The organism is Marinomonas sp. GJ51-14 (genome assembly GCF_055808695.1).
In genome coordinates this window covers 2,276,248-2,300,332 of sequence record NZ_CM147879.1, presented here as the reverse complement: position 1 = coordinate 2,300,332, position 24,085 = coordinate 2,276,248, and the positions used below count along the sequence as shown (strand labels likewise).

Here is a 24,085-nt window from a genome sequence, read left to right as displayed (position 1 = left end):
ATAAAAAAGGAATACCGAAGTATTCCTTTTTAAATTACTTGTGCCCTGCCGCTGCACCACCGCCACCATGAGCATGTGGACCACCTGGTAAAAATACACATGCAGTCACACTAAAAGCCAAAACGACTAAGAATACTGGTCGAGCCAAAAACTTGATCATCTTCATAATAAACCTCTTATGGACGCTAAAGAAATAATAATAAAAGCCTAAGAACAGCGAAACAAACAGTTCTATTTAACTATCTTTGAATATCCTTAGTGCCAGTCAATCTCCACATGAAACTTACACTTTAAGTAATCTAAACTTGAACACACTTCTTTCGAATGTGATCTAGTTTAACAATATAAAACAGACTATTCAGAGAAAAAAGCAAACATCAACGCAACACAAAGTATCTCTTCCACTTATGTTGTAATAAGAACATACTCAGCAGGTTGCGCACCAAGATGACATCGTTAAAAAACACACGCAATACAAGGCTTTCGCTGATAACAAACAGCTTGGGTTAATGTAGTGATAACAAATGGTGAATATCATGAGCAAGGGTCAAAACAGTAAAAAAGATTCTAAAAAGAAACCGCTCCTAACAGCAAAAGAAAAGAAAGCGGCAAAGGCAACCAAAAAATCGACTACTAACGTTTTAGGTAATTAAGCCTCAATTGGCCACCATTAACTCATGGTGGCCGTTGTTTTCTTAACTCAACAGACTTCTAGATATAAGCATAAGGGTGATTCAATTCACGGTTCTGAAAAGATAGAATTGAAGCATTTTTAATCTTTCCAGCATCAATATTAATCGCTCGGCGAATTGTCTCATTTTTCTGCCAATCATTACGTCCCGCCAATACATTTGGCAGATACACAATAAGAGCAGCTGAAATAGAACGTGTGGCACTTTCCCAAAAGTAGCTTGGCGTATGATCAACTGCGTAATAATCCGTTGTTTCATATTTAAACATGGGATGTTTGAACGTCGTAGGTTTGGCAAAAAAGAACCCCATTCCTTCATCACAGCTGACATCAATGATTAAACCATTCGGCTTCAATGCCCCCTTTTCTGCCTCTGTAACAAAATTGATAGGATGCGCGGTATCTTGAAAAGTACCATTTACAATAATGTCTGCTTCACTAATTAAGTCCGTCAATGGACGAGCAGTACCGTCGTGCTCAATCACCATCATACGAGCTTCATTGTCTGTACCTTCTTGAACCCGAACATAATTACAATCTAAGACTTCTTCGCGCACTTCATGATCTGGACGCTGAATACAGATAGTGATGTCTCTAAAACCATGGGCTTTCAATGCATAAATGGCACCTCGGCTTACAGCACCAAAACCAAAGATAATCGTTTTACGTTGGTTACCATAATGCCCATCGATACCTTTCAACTGCAACGCATGAATAACGGCGCAATAACCTGCCATCTCATTATTTTTATAGAAGGTATGTCGACCAACTTGACCATTGGGAGACCACACAAACATATCTTCGAAAGCGATTAATGTTTGTTTACGGTCTAATGCAGCTTGGGTAATTTCTTTCTGTTGCACACAATGAACATATCCCCATAAGGTGCCACCTTCGCGGAGCTCTTGTAAATCAGCCAATACAGGTTTGTTAATTATCACCATACCAATATCAGCCAATATTTCATGTCGTGTTGCTATACCGCCAGTTAGTGCAGCGATTTCTGCGTCACTAACGCCAAAAGGAATGCCATAGCCTTCTTCAAAGATTAGCTGATGACGCAACGCTTTAGGTATACGAGACAAATGTGAAGGGTGGATTGGAAACCGTCTCTCATCTTCTTTTTTGGAAGTACCGATTACGCCTACCATTAGAGAGTTCATATTGCCGTTCCTTAATATAGTGAAAAGTTCAGAAAGCATGGTCGAGTCAACAAAGTATCCGTTTTATGAACGAACCAGCTTGGGAGGTAAACGCTATGTTTCAAACGTTTCGAAAGATAACGATTAGAAAAGGTGAGAGGAGAACACTAGACTTACCCCAGGATGACCAACAGCGAAACCGTCGATCCATAATAACCTGTCGCTAGATCATACGCTCAATAACTCAAAGCGTCTGATCTTTCTTAATTTGTTAATCTTTGGAAAAAAATAAGAAGGAACGACATACTCTACCAATTTGTAAAGCATGCTTTTTTTACAAAATATTAAGGTCGAGATGGCCTTTTTGGACTTTTCCCTTTGGGAGGTCGTTTACTATTACTTACTGGCTTACCACTACCTTTACCTGAAGGCTTACCGCCGCTACTTGGCTTACTATTAGGGAACTTACTGTTTCCGGATAACTTATTTGCATCACCAAAAGGCCGTTTATCCTTCTTCCCTTTTGAAGAACCAGACGGTTTACGATCATCATTTTTCGGATGTTTCGTATTTCCTTTCGATACTTTAGGCCTTTTAGAGTCTCCTGAAGCTTTAAAGCCACCTGCTGCATTCCCTGTTTTTTGTGATGCATTAGATCGGTTACTTTTGCGTGGCCCGTTACGAGATTTTTTCGCTGGAGCTGTACTTTCTGAAGATGAATCCTCAACGGCTTTTAATAAAACCGCCAATTCCTTTTCTGTTAGATCGCGCCACTCACCTACAGGTACACCTTTAAGGTTAACATTCATAATACGCGTACGTTCTAATTTCATGACTTCGTAGCCAAAGTGCTCACACATACGACGAATTTGACGGTTTAATCCTTGCACCAAGGTAATATTAAATACGTTTGCAGTCACTTTGGTAACTGGACACTTTTTCGTCATTGTCCCTAAAATAGGCACGCCACCCGCCAAGCCTTTAATGAAGTCATCTGTGATAGGTTTGTTTACCGTAACCAGATACTCTTTCTCATGATTGTTACCTGCACGTAACACCTTATTCACAAGGTCGCCGTTATTGGTTAAAAATATCAAACCTTGAGAATCTTTATCCAAACGGCCAATAGGAAAAATTCGTACACCATGACCAACAAAATCAACAATGTTATTTTTTTCTGAACTTTCCGTAGTACTTACAATACCAACAGGTTTATTCAATACAATGAAAACAAAATCATCGGCATCTTGCGGCTCAATTAGTTGCCCATTCACTCGCACTGTGTCACCAGCCGAAACTTGATCTCCAACCTTAGCCCGTTTGCCATTAATGAACACATTACCCTGTTCGATAAAACGATCGGCATCTCTTCGAGAGCAGATACCACTTTCACTGATATATTTATTTAAACGAGTAGATGAAGCGTTAAACATAAGGTGCCGTCTGATCTTAATTATTAAAAGTTTCGAGTCTTTATAACAGAAATAACTCAAACTAAATGGTTCGTAAAAACGAGATGTCGCACATTATATAGGAAACAGTACACAGGAAACCATGCGTAGGAAATTAGGACTAGAAAATCATTAAAGCAATTTAAGTGGATAAAATTAAAATGCCAAACAATAGAAGACTATCAGTCCAGAAATGAACAGTTAGAAAAATCTAAGACGACTATTGATGCGTTTCTAAATAATATTTTTCTTGCTCGAGAATACGGTCAGTGTTTAGTGAAGCTATGCTAATTTCATGGGAGTGAGGTAGCATACCTATGGTTTGCAAATGTAAATATCGCATAGCACAAACTCGTAAAAAAGACGTGAAGTTATCGAGATTATGACCCGCATCTAACGCTTCATGGTTCAGCTTGGCAATCATCTGTGACAAGGATATTTTATCCCGTTGAGCAATCTCTTCTAGCGTAAACCAAAAGAAACTCTCTAGTCGAATACTGGTAACCATACCGTCAATTCGCAAAGAACGAGTGACATTTTCCCATAGGCTCGGATCTGAATTCACAAAAAGCTTACACATCTTATTTTTCCTGTTTTTATTATTTGAAACTAAATTGGAATATGAAGTGGTACAAGCTAAACAGTTTAGCCTAAAACAAACAGCTAAGTTAGACAGGTTTAACGCTCCATTGTCTCAGAACAATAATTAAACCTGTCTTGCTTTCTGAACTCTTAATTCTAACTTTTAACTAAGTAGATTACTTTTCTAGTAACGCATAAAACTGCGCTAACCATGCAGGATGTGCTGGCCATGCTGGCGCTGTAACTAGATTACCGTCGGTTACGGCCTGATCCACAGGCAATTCTACAAACTGTCCTTTAGCAAGTTCAACTTCAGGTTGGCACGCAGGATAAGCAGAACATTTTCGGTTTTCTAATACGCCAGCCGCTGCTAATAATTGTGCGCCATGGCAAACAGCTGCGACAGGCTTATTCGTTGTAAAAAAGTGCTTAACCATAGTAATAACTTCTTTATTCAGACGAAGGTATTCTGGTGCTCGACCACCAGGGATCACTAAAGCGTCATAATCTTCCACTTTAATATCAGCAAATGTTGCCGTCAAAGCAAAGCGATGGCCGACTTTTTCAGTATAAGTTTGATCGCCTTCAAAATCATGAATGGCCGTCGCTACAGTATCACCCGCGGATTTCCCCGGACAAACTGCATCAACGGTATGGCCAACGCTCAGTAAAGCCTGAAAAGGAACCATAGTTTCATAATCTTCCGTGAAGTCGCCTGTGATCATTAAGATTTTTTTATTTTTCATCGTATTTCTCCATCATGTGTTTAAACGCCTTGATGTTTTAACAGCTTGGAAAAGCAAAAAGGTATTAATGGGTTATTACATTAAAATAAGGCGATCTAATACCTTTCCCTTAAGGTGCATTTCGTTGTGAGGGATCGCGATTAAAAGTTGTAATCATTTCTTGAGGATCAAGCACCTCACGATGGTTATTTGCTGCTTGAGCCCACCATACTAATTGATTAAAAGTACGGCCAAAGTAACCAAACCACTCGTCCTGTTTTTGGCCTTCTTGCAAATTACCATCTTCACCAAAAACATTTTGAGCTTTGGGAACATGGATCATAGACGATACAGGTAAACAGCCTAATTCAGACAAAAAAGTTCGCATACCAATAGCCGCTCGCATACCTCCCCACTGTCCTGCGGAGTAAGTCATGATCGCACTCGGTTTATAAGAAAATAACGAACTACCAAAGTGATTCAGTAAATTCGACAATGCAGGACTCATCGAATGATTGTACTCAGGACTTACCATAATATAGCCATCGGCAAGCGCTATCTTTTGGGCGAGTTCATCCAGCTTTGGCGGTACTTTGGCCTGAGAGTAGGAAAAGTGAGGCTTAAAAACAGGCTCTAATGGGTAATCTAGCGCATCAACTAACTCGATTTCATGTCCTGAGTGTTGAGAAAGAAAACTCTCCAAACAAGCTTTTGCTACACGCTCGCCCAAACGAGCAGGTTTTGGTGGCGTACTGTTTCTTACGGTACCGAGAAAGAGTAAAAACTTCATAGACAAACCTCATCCAATAGTAGGAATGTAAAAAGTATCACACAAAGATACGCCTCCCCCCTACAAAGAAAAATGATCTAAATCAACGCTCCATGAGTGTAGATTGAGATTGAATTATAGTTCAAAAAAAGATCAGAAAAATTCCAGCCACTTATCATTTGAAATCATTCACTGTTTATACTTAAACCATGCTCACTTTACCGTTAGTATAGACACCACTCGATGTTCATCTTTTTAACACAAAACTCTCAAGTGGGTCGCTTCAATGAAATTACTAATTAATCTTATCCGTAACCTAGTGGGCTGCATCATTGTACTTATTGATTTAGTGACACGCGGATCAAAATTAAAACGCACGCCAGAACAGCAGAAACAGGTTAACGAGGAAGTAAAAGACTTAACGCTTTATCAATTTTTTGCCTGCCCTTTTTGCATCAAAACTCGCAGAGCCATCTACAAATTGAACCTTCCTATCGAAAAACGTAGCGCCTCAGAAGGTTCTATTCATCGCGACGAATTATTAGAAGGCGGCGGTCGAGTAAAAGTCCCATGCTTGCGAATTGAAAAAGAGGGAAAAGTTGAATGGATGTATGAATCTTCAGATATCATTCGTTACCTTGAAACACGCTTTTCCTAATAGATAGCAAAAAACGGCTTCAGGAAACAGAAGCCGCTTTTTTTGTGAGCCAGATCGGGAGTGAATAAAGCTATCCTAGTATTTATTTCATACTTAAGATAAAGCCCCCATTTCATCTTCTAGCTCTTTTAACTCTTCGATAATCGTAATGAATTTTTTACCGAAAGGGGTCGCAACATACTCGACTTTAGGTGGTACTTCGTTGTATTCAATTCGCTCAATAATGCCAAAATCTACATTTTTACGCAGACAATCATTAAGAACTTTAGTCGTTAAACCATCCACACTTCGTACCATTTCTCCCGGACGATTAACTCCTTCAGCCAAAAGCTGATACACAGTAAGCGACCATTTACAGCGGAAAACAGCTTCGACTATACGAGTACTGCGTTCCGGTACAGAATTAATTTGAACTATTTTTTTCTTATTAATCATAAAGATATACTTTTTAGTACCTACCTTACCAAATTGTGCTTACTATTTTGAAGCGCTTCCTACTTGTAACCTTTGCTTCACTTTACATATGAAGACAAGGATTACCAAATGAAAAATACAAAACAACCCATCGCACTTATCGTCGGTGGATCGAGTGGAATGGGCTTCGAAAGCGCGAAACTATTATTGCAACGCGATATTAAGACAGTTATTGTCGGACGCAACCTAGACAAACTAAACAAAGCCAGCAAAGCGCTTTCCGAATTCGGCGACGTTAGCACAATACAAGCAGATCTATACAATCAAGATGATGTTCAAAGCATTATTGAATTTGCTAACAACAATGACCTGCACATCAAATATTTGCTTAACTCTGCGGGTTACTTTAAGCCTAAGCCATTCGTTGATCATGATAATAATGATTTTGATATTTATCATGAACTAAATCGTGCCATCTTTTTCATCTCGCAAGCCGTGGCTAAAAATATGATTGTGAATGATGGCGGCGCTATCGTGAACATTGGTTCTATGTGGGCAAAACAAGCAATCAAAGCAACACCTTCTTCTGCTTACTCGATGGCAAAAGCTGGGCTGCATTCGTTGACACAACACATGGCGATGGAATTAGCAGACAGTAACATTCGTGTAAATGCGATTTCTCCAGCCTTGGTTAAATCAACGATTTTCGAATCCTTCATTGATCCAACTGTGATGGATGAAACATTGGCGACCTTTAATGGCTTCCACCCAATTGGAAGAATTGGTCAGCCAGAAGACGTAGCAAAAGTGGCAAGCCTGCTACTAAGCGATGATACAAGCTGGGTAACTGGCGCAGTATGGGATGTTGACGGTGGTGTAATCGCAGGTCGCAACTAAATAGACTAATACGAGCAAAGGCATAAACATGTCAAAAATAGATAATCAGCATCCTTAGTTGGTTATCTATTTTTTTGTCTATCCCAACGCTTTATTCGCTAAAAGACAAGACTTCATCTTTCGTTAAATAACGCCACTGTCCCACATCAACATCAAGACAAACTGCTCCGATTTGCTCTCGATGAAGCGACACAACACGATTTCCAACCGCTGAAAACATGCGCTTCACTTGATGAAACCGACCTTCTGTAATGGTTAACAAGACTTCTTTTGGACTGATAATCTCCAATTTTGCCGGTAAGGTTAATGTCTCCTCACCTTGTAATTGCAGACCTTTTGCAAATTTTTCGGCTATTTCATTCGCCTTATCTGCTGTCATCGCTCTAGATAACCCAACTCGATACACCTTACGACATGCTTTTTTGGGTGAGGTGATATTAAACGACCAGCGCCCATCATCCGTGATCAACACCAAACCGGTTGTATCTGCATCCAGACGTCCTGCTATGTGCAATTCGGAAACCTTCTCAACTTCTAAATAATGAAAAAGCGATGGATAAACTTCGTCGATATTTGAGCACACTGTCTCGGCAGGTTTATTTAAGAGGATATAACGAAAATCACGCGTTTTAAGCGTTGCGCCATTGAGTGAAATCACATTATTTTCATGAACTTGCATCACTTCATTCTGAGCAACCTCGCCATTAACAAGCACTTCTCCAGCATGAATACACTGAATCGCTTCTTCTTTTGTGAGTTCAGTACTTTTACAGAGGAATTTATCAAGACGCATGCTTAGCAACATTAAAACGATGAGAATGCTGGACATTATCCTTTCTCGACAATAATTATCAACGGCTCATTAATATTTACAAAGTTAAAACAACGACCGATGGCTTTTGCGCTATACTGCGCCACATTCGTCTTATTAATCACTGTACGTTACTTACATTAAGAATTTTAAGATTCTCTTTATAAAGCCATCCTGACGACAACCTGTCCGAGCCTCTTTTATGTCATTTTCAAAATTTGGGTTATGTAGCCCGATTGCACAAGCTATCAAAGAATTGGGGTACACCACGCCAACCCCAATTCAAAAACAAGCCATTCCTGTCATTATGTCAGGCAAAGATCTTATTGCCACGGCACAGACTGGAACAGGCAAAACAGCCGCTTTCGTACTGCCGATCTTAGAAAAATTCAGTAAAGTACAAACCTTACGTGGCAAACGTGTCCGCGCACTGATTCTAACACCCACACGAGAGCTGTCAGTCCAGGTTGAGGCAAATGTTGCTCTATACAGCAAACACATGAACCTCACCTCTATGGCGATTTATGGTGGTGTTGATACTGAAGCCCAAAAACAACGTTTGATCGAAGGCGTTGATATTCTAGTCGCAACACCAGGGCGATTACTGGACTTAATTCACCAGCGCGCTCTGCATTTCGATAAGCTTGAAGTCTTAGTTCTAGATGAAGCAGACAGAATGGTAGACATGGGCTTTGTTGGTGATATCAATAAGATTATCGATCGTTTACCAGAAGCTCGTCAAAATCTACTCTTCTCAGCAACCATGACAGATGACGTTCGTGCCCTCTCCTATGGTTTCTCTGACGACAAAGCAAGTGATCAAGCGGTTGAGATTTCTATCTCACCAAAAACCAAAGCCGCTCCGAACATCAACCAATGGTTAATCACGGTTGATAAAGACACAAAATCCGCCTTACTGAGCCATTTGATTAAAGAACAAAAATGGGATCAAGCACTGATCTTTATCGAGAAAAAACATGGTGCAGCCAAACTTGTCGACCAATTAGCAAAACGCGGCATTGAAGCCGATTCGATTCATGGCGATAGAAGCCAAGCCATGCGTGAAAAAATTCTAGGCGACTTCAAATCAGGCAAACTAAAATATCTGGTTGCGACAGGCGTCGCTGCCCGTGGTATCGACATCGGTGACTTGAGTCGTGTTGTCAATTATGACTTACCTTTCAAACCAGAAGAATACATTCACCGTATTGGTCGAACCGGCCGTGCTGGCGCTACAGGCGAAGCCATTTCTTTTGTTGCCATGGGTGATTTCAAAAACCTATGTGCCATTGAAAGTCGTTTGAAACACATCATCAAACGCAAAGAAATCGACGGTTTTCCGGTACGAAAAGTCGTACCTGTGTCTATCTTAAATTATGTCCGTAAAGCAAACCGTTAAACGCTAGATCGAGCACTCAGACACCTAGTCTTATTAGGCTATAATCAATAAGGTTAGGTGTCTGTTTCTTTATTCTGTTTACATTAAAGTCAGAGTGAAATAGGTCTCATCTTTACTGAAATATAGCAATTCACTCATTTCATATAATCAAATCACACAATGGCAAAACAATTTCTTGTTTTCTTATTGAACAGTAAAAATTCCTAAACGCCTTTGATAGTAAGGGGTGAAGAGAAAATATAGGATAAAAAAGCATCTCTACACTAAAGCCATCCGCAGTAAGCCCCTCGCTTATCAAGCAAATTTAAGTTATAAAAAAGAACAAATAAGCATACAAAAATATACAAAAATAGATAATATGAGATCTATTCAAACAGTAAATTATAATGTTGGTAAGAAAGTAACTTAATGAAAGACAATATAACCATCTCCATTTCTTCGATTCACGGAACCAAACATTTTAGTTTTGGTAAGAGAAGCCGTCATACATTTAAGTTCATCAGCTATGTGATTTTTATTGGAGTATTACTAACAGCTGGAATAATCTATTACCTAGTACATGAAGCTGAATTTTCCAAATTAAAACTCCAGGAATTAGAAAGTAAATCGACTTCCTTAACTAGAGAAATCGATTCGTTAACCGAATTAAAAATCAGCTTAGAACGAGATCTATCAGAGCGTGAAGAAAAAATGCTTTTGGTCTCAGATCGATTAGATGATCTAGAAAAACTTCTAGATATGGATAATCAGTCAAATAGTGAACTTGTATCGCGTTTAGATACTGCTGCAATTAACTCATCGATACGAATCGCGATGTTGACCCAAATTCCAAGCGGCCCTCCAGTCAAAAATGCAAGAACCTCTTCAGGTTATGGTGAACGTATACACCCAGTTACTGGTATCAAGAAATATCACCGCGGCCAAGATTTTGCGGTTAATACTGGCACACCAGTCTATGCTCCAGCTGATGGTGCAGTAGAAGTAATACGACCAAGTAACGAAGGTTCTGGTAATTACCTCAGGTTACTTCATACACACGGCTTTTCGAGCTCATATTCACATTTAAGTAAGTTCGCTGTTAATAGAGGGGACTTCGTTAAAAAAGGCGATTTAATCGCTTATTCAGGAAATACTGGGTTATCATCAGGACCACATCTTCATTATGAAATAAGATTTGTTGGCAAATCATTAAATCCAAAACCGTTTTTGGAATGGAATGTTGATAACTTTGATGAAATTTTTAAGAACATAAGAGGTATACGATGGGAATCTTTAGTAGGAACAACAGAGTTAAGAGTCAGTCATCAGCTACAACTCTCATCGCAGAAGGCTGCACAATTAACGGCCAAATTAAAGTAGAAAATCAGCTGCAAATTGATGGCCATGTTGAAGGACAAATAGAAGCATCCAACCAAATCAAAATCAGTGAATCTGGTTATGTGACAGGTGAGATCACCACTGATCGCTTAATTATTAACGGTGAATTTGAAGGCACATGCCATGCTGAGCGAATTGAAATACTTAGCCAAGGGTGCGTAAGCGGTACAGTATATAGCGACAACTTAAGTATTGAGCCAGGCGGTAAATTTACAGGTATTACGAACCCATCTGAAAAGATGTTATCGAAATATCAATCTCCCGATTTAGATGGCTCAAACTTAGATAGCTCCGATTCCACCCCATCAGGGATAGATCATTCTAATTTCGATGATTCAGATATACATGACTCGGATATAGACAATAAAGTCACTTTAATTAGCAATGAAACACGCTAAATTGAAATATTAAAAAGCCATATCCTTCATACTCATAGGATTTGGCTTTTTAGATTGCCTAAAAAGTCTTTAAAAGGTCTTTAATAGCTCAGCATTAGTTGGGTATTCTTCTAATAACTCAACCAACTTTTGAGCACCATCCACAGGCTTAAGTCCTGTTAGGTATCGTCTTAATGCCCTAACCTTTTCAAGATCCTTTTTATCAATCAAAAGCTCTTCACGGCGTGTACTGCTTTTCGCAATATCAATTGCTGGAAAAATGCGATGGCTCGCAGCTTCTCGTGACAATACGATCTCCATATTCCCCGTGCCTTTGAACTCTTCAAAAATCACCTGATCCATTCGACTGCCAGTTTCCACTAGAATCGTTGCAAGAATAGTTAATGAGCCGCCATTCTCAATATTTCTGGCTGCACCAAAAAGCTTTCGAGGTATTTCCAGCGCTCGCGTATCAATCCCACCTGTCATGGTTCGTCCGCTGCCTTTGGTTTCGGCATTGTGAACGCGTGAGAGCCTTGTCAGTGAGTCGATCACTATCATCACATCATGACCTTCACCTGCATCCTTACGTGCAGTATCAAGCAAGCTATCAGCCACACGAACATGTTCTGCGTAACTCGCATCCGAAGAGGAAGCATGAACTTCTGCTGGTACACTGCGCTTGAAATCGGTCACTTCTTCTGGGCGCTCATCAATCAACAAGGCATAGAGTTTTATATCTGGGTAAGCTTTACCGACTGACTGACAGATATGTTTTAGCATTGTCGTTTTACCTGAACCCGGTGGCGCAACAATCAGACCCCGTTGCCCCATACCAATTGGCGTAATCAAGTCCATCGCCCGCACAGTCCGTTCACTAGAGCCAGCCTCTAAACAAATACAAGGTGCAGGATGAATTGCGACACCATTTAAAAAACGTTTTTGTGGGTCATTAGGGTATTGATCTTCAATCGCTTCAGCCCGATTGGTGTCACTGGTTCTTTTGCCTTTCAAACTTAATATTTTTCTTGTCATGATATGAATTTATAACCTTAGATAATTAAGTATTTTGATCAGTTGATCACCGTCTGACGCCAAGTTTCTTGATAAGAACTTCTCACTGGAAAAGGTACAAGTCTAGTCAACAGAGTAAAAGCTCTGAGCCAATTTAAGGTAAGTATTGAAGTGACTGTAGAGTAAATGCAGACTACGGAACTAATGCTCCAAAGACCAATGTAAAGAAAGTACTTCACATAGAGGCCATTGTACATACGTTGCACGGTTTATTATAAAAAACAGTAAGGTTTAAGCCTCTAACCTGAAATGGTCAACTGAGTTCGTCTATAAGTAAAATAAGCCAATCCCCCCAGCTCACTACTTGCGCCCATAATAACGACCATTGTGGAAGAATTTGTGAAAACTCAGCCCCCATTTGATTCATTGCCAAAAAGCTTTGTATTGCCGGCGTACTAGGGAATAGATTACTCAGCCAAATCATCGGCAGAGGAATACTATCAAGCGGCCAAATAAAGCCTGCACAAAAGATCAATGGCATAGAACTAATTAACACCACCACAGTAACTAATTCACGCCTTGGCACTAAGGCACCTAAACAAATACCGATAAAGCTACTTGTCAGTAAAAATGGTGCTAACAAAGCGAGTAAGATAAGAGGCGATGCTAGTCGGCTAATATCATAGAAATCAAAACTGAAACCAAAATAGTAAAGTGCCATGACATAATACACAGCAACAAAAATCGCCGTTCTAACAGACAATATCTTTAAGGTGGATTCTTTTCGCCAATAACCGCCCGTACTCGACTTTTCACTCGCCCCCGTTAACCCTAGACCAATAATCAAAGTTTGCTGCAGAATCAACACGAACACCGCAGGTACAACATAATTCACATAACCAAGGGTCGGATTAAAGGTTGGTTTCATATTAAGCTTCACTTGCATGTATTGCTCTTGGGCTAAATCCAAAGGCACACCATTTGCGAGTAACTGAGCAATTTTCGTTTGAGCGGCTAAGGTTCCACCTGCTTGCGCTAAACCTTCCGCTATCGTGCCATACACCAAGAAATAAGACGCATCACCGGCATAACCTAATGTTGGGCTTTTACCTAGCAATAAGTCCCTGTGAAAGTTCTCTGGAATTAATAAAATCCCACGTACATCACCTGTAAAAAACTGTTCTTTGGCTTCTTCAATAGAATGCGCCCTATTCACTATTTTAATCTGAGGCGTCGCATCCACCATTCGCTCTAATTGGCGACTGGTTAAACTATTGTCGAGATTAATTACTGTAATTGCCTGCTCGACTGGTGTTTGATTCGCATAAGGCAATGGGTATAGAAATGAATAAAAAATCACACCGCCAAATACCGTTAACGTTATCGCCGGATTACTGAATATGGCTTTGCATTCTTGTTTCACTAATTCGAATAGGTTACTGAGATCAAATAGTGTCATGACTGACCTCGCCCTTTTTAAGATGCTTTTTTATTAAGAAGAAAACAAAAAATAAAGGCACTAAATAGCCCAACATAGATAAAGTAAAACCACTCAATGTTTGCCACGCGCTCAGGCCATAACTGGCTTGGCTAATTTGCGCTTCAATGTAATGACTAATGGGCAACAGACTTCGCCATATTTTTGCCAATATATTCATGTCAGAAGCTGGGAAAGTAACACCCATAAAGGCAAAGCTAGGTGCCGTAAAAGCGGCGGCAAAACTCATCGCTCTGGCTGAATCAAAATTCAATAAAAAGAACACATTCCCCATAACCATACAAGCCGCCACAGTAATCAGTTGTGCACAAAACAGCACCCATAAACTGCCCGACATCGGCCAACCAAGAGAGACATAAAACCAAAGTAGAAAAGCCAAACCTTGGACCAAGAAAAAAGGCAGGTAAAACATATTCATTCTTATTACATTGCGATATGGCTGCTGGGCGAATATTTTATTAGAACCATAAATTCGATAGTTTGCTGCAAAAAATAAGATAGTCGAAATCACAATAGAAATTTGCCATAAAGCAGGCACAATCGCAGACACGAGAAACTGTGCGTAATTAGAATTCTGGTTGAATAAAGGTGTGATCTGAGTGCTAATTGTCACGGTTTTTGCCAACGCACTAATCGTCGTTGTATTGCCTTTAGCCAATTGCTGAAGCGCGCCAATTTGCGCATTAAAGGTTCCCTGAGCTTGCAATGCGGCACTATTAATTAACTTTCCCACCAAAATATATTGGCTGTTATAAAATACAGTTACTTGTGGTGCAGTGCCTAAAGTCACATCACGATCAAAATTTTTCGGAATCACCATATAGGCGTATACGTCATTGCCTATAAAAGCCTCTTTAGCGGCCAATATATCACTGTATTTTTGCGCTACTCGCAATGCTGGCGTCGCATCAAATTCTCGAATCAACTGTCTTGATAAACTGCTATTTTCTAGATCGACCACACCGATAGGAAGATCACGGGCGATGCTCTGTGAAAAGATCCACCAAATAGACAGAGCCAACAGCACTGGCAAGAGAGTAAGACTCATTAATAGCCATTTATCTTTGCTTAAAATATACCATTGAGACAATCTCTTGTTTTCCATAGACTATAACTCGACCACTACACTCATTCCGACACGCAATGCATCAGTCGGCATAACAGGTTTTGCTTCCACTTCGAAAGTTCTTAGATCAAAGCCTTGAGAAGCATCGGTTGAACGCCATGTTGCAAAATCCCCCATAACCGCAATATGAGTCACTTTTAATTCAATGCTTTTGTCCAAAGCAGGTAAATAAGCATTGAAAACCATTCCGTCTGAAAAATCACTGAGATAATCTTCACGCACATTAAATACTGCCCAAGCATCTTGCATATCAATAACAGTTACTACAGGAAAGCCTTGAGGTGCGAGTTCACCACTGTGTAATAGAACTTGAGACACTTCACCATCAAACCAACTTTTGATTTTAGTATCTTGGGCATAGGCTTCCACTTCCGCAACCGCACCTTCAGCCATACGGACGTTTTCTGCAGCGGCTCGTTTAGTTTCAACTCGTGCGCCTTCTTGTGCCATTTCGTACATTTGGAAAGCGGCACTTTTTGTGTACTTAGATGCTTGCCATTGAGTTAAAGCTTCATCACGTTTTTGCTCTGCTACTACGCCATCTTTATATAAGCTATCGATACGTTTGTAGGTTTTCTCCATTAAAGCTTCGGCGGCTTTCGCTTTTTGCCATTGATCTTTTGCAGCGTTAATCTCTTGCGACCTTGCTCCGTTTTCAGCTTGTTGTGCCATAGCTCCAGCCGCTTCTTTACCTGCAACGGCCTGCTCAAGTTTGGCTTCAATTTCAGGGCTGTAGATAGTAAAGACTGAATCTCCAACTTTTAACTGATCGCCTTTTTTCACCATCACTTCTTGAATTCTGCCAGCTACTTTAGAAGAAATACTGTATTGCTGGGCTTCAATTTGACCTTGAAGACGAACTGGCTTGGGTTGATAAGCAAGATAGAAGCTATAACCAACCCAAGTAATCAATAAAAGGGAAGTCAAAATAAGAAGAAGAACGGCTTTTAGGTTTTTCATGATAACTCTCTGATGAATTTATTTAATACGGTTTGGATGAAAAGCCGCAGCTTCATATTGTGCAAACCTTGATATTTGGTCACTTAAGGAAAGCAATTTGTTTAACGCTATAACATAGTTGTAACGTGCGATTTGTTGCTGCGTTTTAATATTCGCCAAATAAAGCTGTGCATCGATTACATCCAGCGATGTAGCCAATCCTTGAGTAAAAGACTTTTGTCGTAATCTAGAATTCTCTTCTGCTAACGCCAAGCTTGACTCTAAACCTTCCACTTCTTCTATTGCTTGTTCTGCGCTGTAATAGGTTTTCTCCACCAGCACACTTAAATCTTGATAGGCCTGTTGACGTAAATATTGGATTTGGGACACAGCACTATGAGCGGCTTGAAGCTTCTCAGATCGACCAGAATTATCCATTAGAGGGACAGTCACACCTATGCCAACATACCAATCAGGTGTTAAATCACTGGCTGTTGAATCATCTTCATATACCATGTAGTCCCCAAAGAGAAAGACACTAGGATAGTACTTCCCTTGTTCTGCTTTTATTGAACTAGATGCTTGTTTTTCTTTTGCATTTAACATGCTTAATCCAGGATAAGTAGCCAAAGCTTTATCGGTGAACTCAGATAAAGGTGGAAGAGTGTGGTTAACAAATAGCGTGCTGACTGGCGTGATTTTTTCTTTTTGATTCAAGATACTAGTCAATGCTGACAGGGTAATATCCAGATCACGTTGAGCTTTTTTTCTATCAACAATCGCTGTTGCAAGAGACGCATCAGCTTGCAAACGTTCAACGTGAGCAATTTGCCCTTGCTGCTCTAGCTTAATGGCAAAGTCACGATGTTGAGCCAGTGTTTTTTCAACAGACTTACGTGTATTTAAAACATCTTCCGCCAATACAGCGCTGAAGTAATATTGTGCTAGATCGTTATAACGCGCCTGAGTTTCAATATTAAGTTGTGCAACCGCTTCATCGGCACGGCCTGTAGAATAAGATTGAGCTGCTGTAATTTTGCCACCAGTGTAAATTGGCCACAAAACTTGAACCGAAGATGTAAAGCTTTCTTTCTCCGCAACCGTTAAGGACAAAGAACCAAATAATGCCGCGGCCGTAGCATTAGTTATACCTAGATCATCACCAGTAAAGGTTATCTCATCATTTAATCGAGTGTAACTCGCCCCTAAGGTAACGCTAGGATAGTTTAAAGCATCATTCGCTTTTTCTAATTGCTGATAACGTTCAACATTGGCCCGTTGAGCAGCAATTGAACTGTTCTTCTCTTGTAACAATAGCCATGATTGAGTGAAGTTTATTTCTTGGGCGCTAACAGAACATGCAGCCAAAAGAAGCAAAAACGAAAATAAAGACTTATATTTGATTTGATATTTAGTAGACATTACAGGCAACTCACTAAGTGGTTGTTCTCTCAATCTAAGTAAGAGATTCTAACCATATGGTACGCCTATAAGTTTTAATAATAGATGATTTAAATCAATTAATGCGGGGCTTATATCTTCTATATAAATCAAGAAAAAAGGACTTATCGTAAGTAAAAGTAAATACCTTTCTCAAAGGTCAGATTCTGAAAAAAATAACATGAGTCTCCTCTGACTGTTGGACATGATGAGTATGTTATATTATTTGCTGACCATCCTATTTACCACATTAACTTAAATTGACCAGAGATAAGAATATGCTCTCAGGCGTTTGTATCGGTACTAATGATCTTACAGCAGCAGGTGTTTTTTATGATGCTGTCCTAGCCACTATTGGAATGAGTTGTGTCTACTCAGACTCTCATGAAAAAGGCTATGCAGGCGCAGACGGTAAAATAACCCTATTTATTCTGACGCCATTTAATGGTGAAAAAGCCTCCTTTGGTAATGGCACTCAAGTGATGTTTTATGCAAAAGATGCTGACACCGTAAAAGCCTTTTATACCGCAGCTCTACTTAATGGAGGGGCAGACGAGGGCTCACCTGGACCTAGGGATTATCATCCAAATTATTACGGTGCTTATGTACGAGATCTTGATGGAAATAAACTCAACGTCTCAGTGGATATATCAAACCTCTGATACAAATTTAGAATAATTCATCAAGACGAAACACGACCATTGATGAATCAGATTGCCGGCTCTCCAAAATCATCTTGGTGGCCACCTGCCCCCCAGTTATTGGACGAAAACGTCGCAACCAAGGAAGAGTACATAAAATCAACATTAACCAACTGCCAATTTTTTCCGCCATACGAAATTCAGGTCGCTGCCCAATCAACAAAGAAGGTTGAAAAAGACTAATCCGTTTAAAAGGTAGAACCTTCACTTTCTCTTCTAGTTCCCCTTTCATCTTCAGATATGGGCTTTTACTGTGCTCATTTGCACCGCTAGAAGACACTAATAAATAATGATCAACACCCCTTTCTGACGCTATTTTTGCTGCTTTATATTGGTAATCAAGGTCAACGACACGTTGGGCAGCAATGGAACCCGCTTGCTTACGTGTCGTACCAAGACATGAAAACAAAATATCCCCATCGAATAGTTCAGAGTATTTTTCTAAATAATCAAAATCCACAACATGATTAAACACCTTAGAAGAAAAATGTTCCGCAGGTCTACGGGTAAGGGTAACCACCTTGCCAATATGTACAGCATCAGCCAGTTGATCTACCAAGGCACGACCAACTAAACCCGTTGCACCAATCACTATCGCGGTTTTGTTCATACAACTCTCTTTCTTCATGGTTTTATGATGTTCTTTTAAAGAACGACCTCTTGGTTCGTCACCTTCATGCAATACAACATCAGAATGTAAAAACTCAGCAGCCTCAGCAGAACCTTCCACTTTCACTGCACTGCGCTCTAACATCTCAGCTTCAAATTCGGTTAAAACGCTGCACCTTAAACCTGCTTCACGCCACTGAGACAAAGACCAACAACCTTTAGTTATATTTCTCGCCAAAGCTAACGCATCCAATAAAGCTTGGTTTGCACCTTGACCTTTAAATGGACTCATTGGGTGAGCAGCATCGCCAATCAAGGTGATATTATTACCCTTCTCCAATAATTCCGACGTCAATAATTCTCGATCATAAACCGGATATCCAGACACATACATTGCATTTGTTGCTGACAAAATCTGAGGAATAGGATCGTGCCATTGCGTTCTGCGGCAAGCTTCTTCTTTGAGTGCTTGAGCACCCTTCGCACTCAATGCTTTGGCGTCGTCTTCTGTCATCGGAAAGCTAAGTTGCCACATTATAGAATCAGACGAATAAGGCATAATGTAGATTCGTTCATTACCATTGGCCGTCTGAAAAACAGTCGCGGAATCCAACAAATCACTTTCTATACCTTCAATTTCATTCAAAGGACAAATCCCCAAAATCACAATACAACCAAGGTAACGCAAAGGCGTAGTTTCTTCGCCAATCAGCTGTTGACGCACCACGCTACGAATACCATCCGCTCCGACAATAAGATCCGCTTTCGCGTTTTTTAATTCTCCATCAACTGAAAATCTCAACGCAACACCATCTTTATCGTCAGAGAAACCAAGCAATAGATGATTCCATTTTACTTTTTTATATCCGCCTAATTGCTCTAACAAAGCCAAACGCAAAGATTGCCGAGCAATATGCACATTGGTTCGCTTTGGTACCGCATGTTTTATCTCTGCTTGATTCGATGCATCAGAAGCCGAATTATTGTCAGATTGCATCCACTTTCGCATACCCCATTCACCAACAACCTTACCTTCCGTTGTGTGAACCAAATGCCTTGTGGAAACTACACCTTCTGTTAATGAAGTAATACCCAAACCTTCAATGGCTTTCGTCGCTTGCTGCAGGGTCAAACCATAACCTTGAGAACGAGCATTAAAACTGCTATCACGCTCATAAAGCGTAAAAGGAATACCACGATGCAAACAGGCTACAGCTAAAGCAACGCCACCAATACCACCACCGATAATGGCAACATGGGGATAATTATCTATATTTACAGGAAGAGGTTTTTCAGCAGAAACTAATCCTGTGCCCATACAGTTTGAGCAGGATTCAAGATGACCTTTAGGACGTACAGGCTCTATACCTTCGCCTGACGTTTTAAATTCAGCCAACTGTTTTAAATACAACAAACGTACTTTTTTACGGAGTCGCCGGCTTCTCTTGCCTTGGCCCTGACATTCAGGACAAGATCTCCAATTACCGGTTTCTTTTTTATTCAACTTGGTCTTAACTCTCATTAATAAGGAAGGCTAACGACAACAATCATAATGAACTGCAGTCGTAAACAGCTTAACTATACAACATAGATCAAAGGCGGCTGTAATGGTTTTTGTTTGATAAAACCTAACGCTGGAAATAACAGCTGGAGTTTTACTGACGAGTTTTCCTAGTCCTAAATGTACATAACTGTAATTATCTTGGTAGAATTTGGAAATAACAAAATAAATAACAAAGAGACTAGCTTAAATGAAACTTTATAAAGCGTTAATCAGTACTGCGATTGGTTTAGCCGTTACACAATTTGGCTTCGCTCAAACTCAAATCACCTATAAGTCAGCCAAGACAAGTTCATCTTATTACCAAATGGCAGTAGAAATTTCACAAGCGGTAAAAAAAGACACCAATGGTGATGTAATCGTTACTGTTGAAGAAAGCCAAGGATCTGTTCAAAACGTCATGGAATCGGCTTTTCGCGGTGCTAACTATGTTTTTACAACCCCTCCTGCTTTGGTAAGTTTGGCCCAAAACGGTCAGGCGATGTTTAAAAATAAAAGTAATCCTAAATTCGATGACATCAGAGCGCTTTTCCCTATTCCATCTTTGACCATGCATTTTGTTGTATCAGAAAAAAGCGGCATTAATAGCTTTGCACAAATGGAAGGTAAAAGAATCTTGCTAGGCAAAGGGTCTTTCGGTGCAAATGAAGGCGCGAAATACATCAAAATGTTTGGCCTAGAAGGCAAAATAGACCTTGCTGAAGTAGAGCTTTCTAACGCGGTTTCAGCATTAAAAAATGGTCAAATTGACGGATTTGTTACATCAGGTTCTTTTCCTGCACCAAATGTCATTGAAGCCGCAGCAGGAACGCCAGTAAAAATATTGTCCTTGAGCGATGAACAAATTGCACAATCAAAGCGTACTAAACTAACAATTCCAGCAGGAACCTATGCCGGACAAGATACAGAAGCCACTACGACATCCTTACCTGTTGTGGCTTATACGAGCACAGCAATGGACGACGCTACAGCCTATACACTAACAAAAGCTTTTTGGAGCCAGAAGAAATTAATGTCTGATACGTCTCCATGGTGGGGCGGTGTATCTACCGATATGCTGAGCAATATCCAAGGTAAAATTCACCCAGGTGCAGCGAAGTATTATCGTGAAATGGGCGTCACATTAAGCCCTGAACATCAATAAACGTCGCGCTAATTAGCTACAAATAACTGAACAAGTAACTGAATACAAAGTAGAACTCACTTGATGAAATGTGGGTTCTACTTTTAAAACATTAACTCTATGTTTCTATTCCTCAAATCACATTTCTTAAACAGGCCATATCTATGCCTAGTAAATATTTTTGGGCCGGTTTTGGCTTCGTTAGTATTGTCTTTCATTTAACTCTGATTTTTTCAGGTCTAGTACCTAATTTAGTCAGCCGTCCATTGCATATGGCACTTGCCCTACCTTGGGCTTTTATCTTCTTAAGCAATACGCCTCTGCAACGTTATACGGGCTACTTATTCACCCTACTTGGCTTAATCGCTACCTTCTGGGTTGCCTACAATGCCAATGTATTATCAGACCAATATGGCTATATTAGCCAAAGCTATCAGCTCTGGATTGCCGCAGCGTTACTCCTCTGTGTTTTAGAAATGGCACGACGTTGTATCGGTTGGCCATTACCTATGGTCGCAGCGATTGCCCTTTGTTATGGCTTATTTGGGCAATATATACCGGGAGAATTTGGTCACCCAGGTACACCAATAGGCAGTTTTCTAGGAACCTTAACTATTGCCGAAGGCGGAATTTGGGGCAAACTAACTGGCGTTTCCGTTAGTATTGTCGCCATCTTTGTTATTTTTGGCGCAGTCCTTAATGCTGGAGAAGCAGGTCAAGGTTTTATGAACTTAGCGCTGACCGCAGCAGGAAGATTAAAAGGCGGTGCAGCAAAAGTCTCTGTCATTTCCTCTGCCTTGTTTGGGTCTATTTCCGGTTCAGCATCCGCCAATGTCGCCTCTACCGGCGCGATTACTCTGCCGGCCATGACCAAACTTGGTTATCCAAAATCATTAGCTGGCGCCACCGAAGCGGTCGCCTCGTCTGGTGGGCAAATTATGCCACCTTTAATGGGTGCAGGAGCTTTTGTCATGGTGGAACTTACGGGCATTCCTTACCAAAGCATCATGTTAGCCGCAATTTTACCTGCCATTTTGTATTTCTGGGCCGTGTGGGTTGGAATCGACGCCTTCGCTTTGCGTCATGATTTAAAAGCTGTCAGCAAAGATCAGCAACCAAGTCGCCGAAACCTATTGATTACCTGTAGCTTTTTTATGGTGCCATTTTCACTCCTACTTTGGGGAATGTTTGGGCCTGCTTATACGCCACAATTTGCAGCCAGTATTGCCATTTTTGGTGCCGCTCTTTTACTCTTCTTTAATTCAAAAGGTCTGTCCGATAAACAGCAAATTTTAAATCGTATTGAAGATGTTGGCACCAACGCGGGCAAACAAATCGCCATGATAGCCTCAATAATATTATGTGCATCCATTGTCGTTGGTGTGCTTTCTATTACGGGCTTAGGCGTAAAAATCACCTCGCTTATTATCTCAGGGTCATCTGGAATGCTTTGGCCTGCGATTTTATTAACCGCCATTGCCTGCTTAATTCTTGGAATGGAAGTACCGACTACCGCCGCTTATGTGATTTGTATTTCTGTCGCAGGGCCCGCACTGTCGCAATTAGGTTTATCACCGCTACAAGCTCACTTATTTGTGTTTTGGTTCGCTCTACTATCAACCATCACACCACCTGTTTGTGGCAGCGTCTTTATTGCCGCAGGAATGGTAAAAGAGAACTGGCTCAAAGTAGCGGGTACCGCCATGATGCTAGGCGTGGGCTTGTATTTAATTCCCTTGGCGATGATCGCCAACCCTTCTCTTATTCAACTGGGAGAGAGTCCATTTTTAGCCACCTTAAGCGCCTTAAAAATCGCACTCGCACTCTACTTTATTTCAATGGCGCTTATCGCACCGTTTAAAAAAATAAAGCGTGCCTTGTATTTAGCAATCGGCATAGTATTAATTTTCGGTTTTTCTATTTAGCCAACTATAAGTAATTCTTCATTAATTCTTTATGAAATAAAAGCCATCAACTCATTGACGAGTTGATGGCTTTTTATTACTTCATTCAATGTATAATCACAGTCCACATACCCTTTTAGGACAAACCCAGCATGTCTCTACTGTTCGAAGAACTTGATAGTCAAAATTCACCTTTAGGTGAAATATCCCTGCGTAGACGCCGTATTCCTGCCTTTGGCGATAGAGACATTTATGAAGTAAAGCTAGGCGAAGAGTTTCTTATGTCGAGCATGTTTGTTGATGCAGAAGAAGCCTTATCGTCGCTTGGTTTGGCGAAAGTTCAAGGCGATAACTTGAGCGTTGTTGTGGGTGGATTAGGCTTAGGTTACACCGCTGTCGAAGCGTTAAAAGACGAACGTATTGCAGAACAACTTGTGGTGGATGCATTAGAAACTGTCATTGGCTGGCACCAAGATGAACGTGTTCCATTAGGGAAAATACTCAATGCCGATACACGCAATCGATATGTGCTTGGTAGCTTCTTCGACCTAGCGACCGACCCAAGCACAGGCTTTGACCCAACTCATGCGGGCAAAAAGTTTGATGCTATTTTATTAGACATCGACCATTCCCCTACAGAATTTTTGAACCCTTCCAACGCAGGTTTCTATACGACAGAAAACCTATCTCTCATGGCAGAACAGCTTAAACCGAACGGTGTATTCGCCATGTGGTCGCAAAACCCACCAGAAGACAACTTTATTGCTTTATTAAACACAGTATTTGAAAGTGTCGATTCCCACCTAGTATCATTTTATAACCCGTTCCAAGGCGGAGAATCCACAAACTCTGTTTATGTTTGCGTGAAAAAATAAAG

The 24,085-nt window shown here is 40.5% G+C and carries 23 protein-coding genes; 9 read left to right on the top strand and 14 right to left on the bottom strand.

All coding sequences use genetic code 11. The annotated features are described in order from the left end of the window. Positions 1-34: 34 nt before the first annotated feature. The 6 genes from AC0L3Y_RS11080 to AC0L3Y_RS11055 form a co-directional block, all read right to left on the bottom strand. A complete protein-coding gene (locus tag AC0L3Y_RS11080) occupies positions 35-166 on the bottom strand; it encodes a hypothetical protein (protein ID WP_473462624.1) in 132 nt (43 codons plus the stop codon). A 545-nt stretch (positions 167-711) separates the two neighbouring features. After that, on the bottom strand, positions 712-1,854 hold the full coding sequence (locus tag AC0L3Y_RS11075) for a N(5)-(carboxyethyl)ornithine synthase (protein WP_473462619.1): 1,143 nt from the start codon (positions 1,852-1,854) through the stop codon (positions 712-714). Between the two features lie 323 nt (positions 1,855-2,177). Further along, positions 2,178-3,266 (bottom strand): 23S rRNA pseudouridine(2604) synthase RluF, encoded by a 1,089-nt coding sequence (rluF, locus tag AC0L3Y_RS11070; RefSeq protein WP_473462615.1) that lies wholly within the window; start codon positions 3,264-3,266, stop codon positions 2,178-2,180. A 238-nt stretch (positions 3,267-3,504) separates the two neighbouring features. Next, a complete protein-coding gene (locus AC0L3Y_RS11065) occupies positions 3,505-3,864 on the bottom strand; it encodes a ribbon-helix-helix domain-containing protein (RefSeq protein ID WP_191593452.1) in 360 nt (119 codons plus the stop codon). Between the two features lie 178 nt (positions 3,865-4,042). Continuing rightward, positions 4,043-4,612 (bottom strand): DJ-1/PfpI family protein, encoded by a 570-nt coding sequence (locus AC0L3Y_RS11060; RefSeq protein WP_473462606.1) that lies wholly within the window; start codon positions 4,610-4,612, stop codon positions 4,043-4,045. Positions 4,613-4,721: 109 nt separating this feature from the next. Beyond that, positions 4,722-5,381 carry an NADPH-dependent FMN reductase gene (locus AC0L3Y_RS11055; protein WP_473462601.1) on the bottom strand — a complete coding sequence of 220 codons (660 nt, stop codon included), beginning with the start codon at positions 5,379-5,381 and terminating at the stop codon, positions 4,722-4,724. A 265-nt stretch (positions 5,382-5,646) separates the two neighbouring features. Here AC0L3Y_RS11055 and AC0L3Y_RS11050 point away from each other — a divergent pair, with 265 nt between their 5' ends. Next, complete coding sequence (locus AC0L3Y_RS11050) at positions 5,647-6,018, top strand: glutathione S-transferase N-terminal domain-containing protein (protein ID WP_473462595.1); 372 nt, start codon at positions 5,647-5,649, stop codon at positions 6,016-6,018. Between the two features lie 93 nt (positions 6,019-6,111). Here AC0L3Y_RS11050 and AC0L3Y_RS11045 read toward each other — a convergent pair whose 3' ends face one another. Beyond that, positions 6,112-6,453, bottom strand: coding sequence for a winged helix-turn-helix transcriptional regulator (locus AC0L3Y_RS11045; protein ID WP_473462590.1), 342 nt, complete (start codon positions 6,451-6,453; stop codon positions 6,112-6,114). 108 nt (positions 6,454-6,561) lie between these two features. Here AC0L3Y_RS11045 and AC0L3Y_RS11040 point away from each other — a divergent pair, with 108 nt between their 5' ends. Then, the gene (locus AC0L3Y_RS11040; protein ID WP_473462585.1) at positions 6,562-7,329 is read left to right on the top strand and encodes an SDR family NAD(P)-dependent oxidoreductase; all 768 of its coding nucleotides are present in this window, start codon (positions 6,562-6,564) and stop codon (positions 7,327-7,329) included. Positions 7,330-7,420: 91 nt separating this feature from the next. Here AC0L3Y_RS11040 and AC0L3Y_RS11035 read toward each other — a convergent pair whose 3' ends face one another. Further along, on the bottom strand, positions 7,421-8,158 hold the full coding sequence (locus AC0L3Y_RS11035) for a pseudouridine synthase (protein ID WP_473462581.1): 738 nt from the start codon (positions 8,156-8,158) through the stop codon (positions 7,421-7,423). Positions 8,159-8,342: 184 nt separating this feature from the next. On the opposite strand from AC0L3Y_RS11035, the gene AC0L3Y_RS11030 reads away from it, so the two are divergent. The 3 genes from AC0L3Y_RS11030 to AC0L3Y_RS11020 all read left to right on the top strand — a co-directional run bounded on the left by AC0L3Y_RS11030 (position 8,343) and on the right by AC0L3Y_RS11020 (position 11,314). After that, positions 8,343-9,539, top strand: coding sequence for a DEAD/DEAH box helicase (locus AC0L3Y_RS11030; protein ID WP_473462578.1), 1,197 nt, complete (start codon positions 8,343-8,345; stop codon positions 9,537-9,539). 408 nt (positions 9,540-9,947) lie between these two features. Continuing rightward, positions 9,948-10,898, top strand: coding sequence for a peptidoglycan DD-metalloendopeptidase family protein (locus AC0L3Y_RS11025; RefSeq protein WP_473462573.1), 951 nt, complete (start codon positions 9,948-9,950; stop codon positions 10,896-10,898). Further along, positions 10,802-11,314 carry a bactofilin family protein gene (locus tag AC0L3Y_RS11020; protein ID WP_473462568.1) on the top strand — a complete coding sequence of 171 codons (513 nt, stop codon included), beginning with the start codon at positions 10,802-10,804 and terminating at the stop codon, positions 11,312-11,314. Before AC0L3Y_RS11025 ends, AC0L3Y_RS11020 begins: the two co-directional genes overlap by 97 nt. Before the next feature lie 69 nt (positions 11,315-11,383). Here the strand turns inward: AC0L3Y_RS11020 and rho are convergent, their stop codons facing one another. The 5 genes from rho to AC0L3Y_RS10995 form a co-directional block, all read right to left on the bottom strand. Next, positions 11,384-12,328, bottom strand: coding sequence for a transcription termination factor Rho (rho, locus tag AC0L3Y_RS11015; RefSeq protein ID WP_473462563.1), 945 nt, complete (start codon positions 12,326-12,328; stop codon positions 11,384-11,386). 292 nt (positions 12,329-12,620) lie between these two features. Next, a complete protein-coding gene (locus AC0L3Y_RS11010) occupies positions 12,621-13,766 on the bottom strand; it encodes an ABC transporter permease (protein ID WP_473462558.1) in 1,146 nt (381 codons plus the stop codon). Next, on the bottom strand, positions 13,753-14,895 hold the full coding sequence (locus tag AC0L3Y_RS11005; protein WP_473462555.1) for an ABC transporter permease: 1,143 nt from the start codon (positions 14,893-14,895) through the stop codon (positions 13,753-13,755). The genes AC0L3Y_RS11010 and AC0L3Y_RS11005 overlap by 14 nt, the downstream gene beginning before the upstream one ends. Positions 14,896-14,913: 18 nt before the next feature. Next, a complete protein-coding gene (locus AC0L3Y_RS11000; RefSeq protein WP_473462552.1) occupies positions 14,914-15,891 on the bottom strand; it encodes an HlyD family secretion protein in 978 nt (325 codons plus the stop codon). An 18-nt stretch (positions 15,892-15,909) separates the two neighbouring features. After that, positions 15,910-17,292, bottom strand: a complete 1,383-nt coding sequence (locus AC0L3Y_RS10995) for a TolC family protein (RefSeq protein ID WP_473462547.1) — start codon at positions 17,290-17,292, stop codon at positions 15,910-15,912. A gap of 296 nt (positions 17,293-17,588) precedes the next feature. Between AC0L3Y_RS10995 and AC0L3Y_RS10990 the strand changes: the two genes are divergently transcribed. Then, a complete protein-coding gene (locus AC0L3Y_RS10990) occupies positions 17,589-17,972 on the top strand; it encodes a VOC family protein (RefSeq protein WP_473462541.1) in 384 nt (127 codons plus the stop codon). Between the two features lie 7 nt (positions 17,973-17,979). Here the strand turns inward: AC0L3Y_RS10990 and AC0L3Y_RS10985 are convergent, their stop codons facing one another. Continuing rightward, the gene (locus tag AC0L3Y_RS10985; protein ID WP_473462535.1) at positions 17,980-20,124 is read right to left on the bottom strand and encodes an FAD-dependent monooxygenase; all 2,145 of its coding nucleotides are present in this window, start codon (positions 20,122-20,124) and stop codon (positions 17,980-17,982) included. Positions 20,125-20,371: 247 nt separating this feature from the next. On the opposite strand from AC0L3Y_RS10985, the gene AC0L3Y_RS10980 reads away from it, so the two are divergent. From AC0L3Y_RS10980 to AC0L3Y_RS10970, 3 genes are all read left to right on the top strand, one after another. Further along, complete coding sequence (locus AC0L3Y_RS10980) at positions 20,372-21,325, top strand: TAXI family TRAP transporter solute-binding subunit (protein WP_473462532.1); 954 nt, start codon at positions 20,372-20,374, stop codon at positions 21,323-21,325. Positions 21,326-21,468: 143 nt separating this feature from the next. Then, positions 21,469-23,229 carry a TRAP transporter permease gene (locus tag AC0L3Y_RS10975; protein ID WP_473462526.1) on the top strand — a complete coding sequence of 587 codons (1,761 nt, stop codon included), beginning with the start codon at positions 21,469-21,471 and terminating at the stop codon, positions 23,227-23,229. Positions 23,230-23,360: 131 nt separating this feature from the next. Beyond that, on the top strand, positions 23,361-24,083 hold the full coding sequence (locus AC0L3Y_RS10970; protein WP_473462520.1) for a polyamine aminopropyltransferase: 723 nt from the start codon (positions 23,361-23,363) through the stop codon (positions 24,081-24,083). The last annotated feature ends 2 nt before the right edge of the window (positions 24,084-24,085 follow it).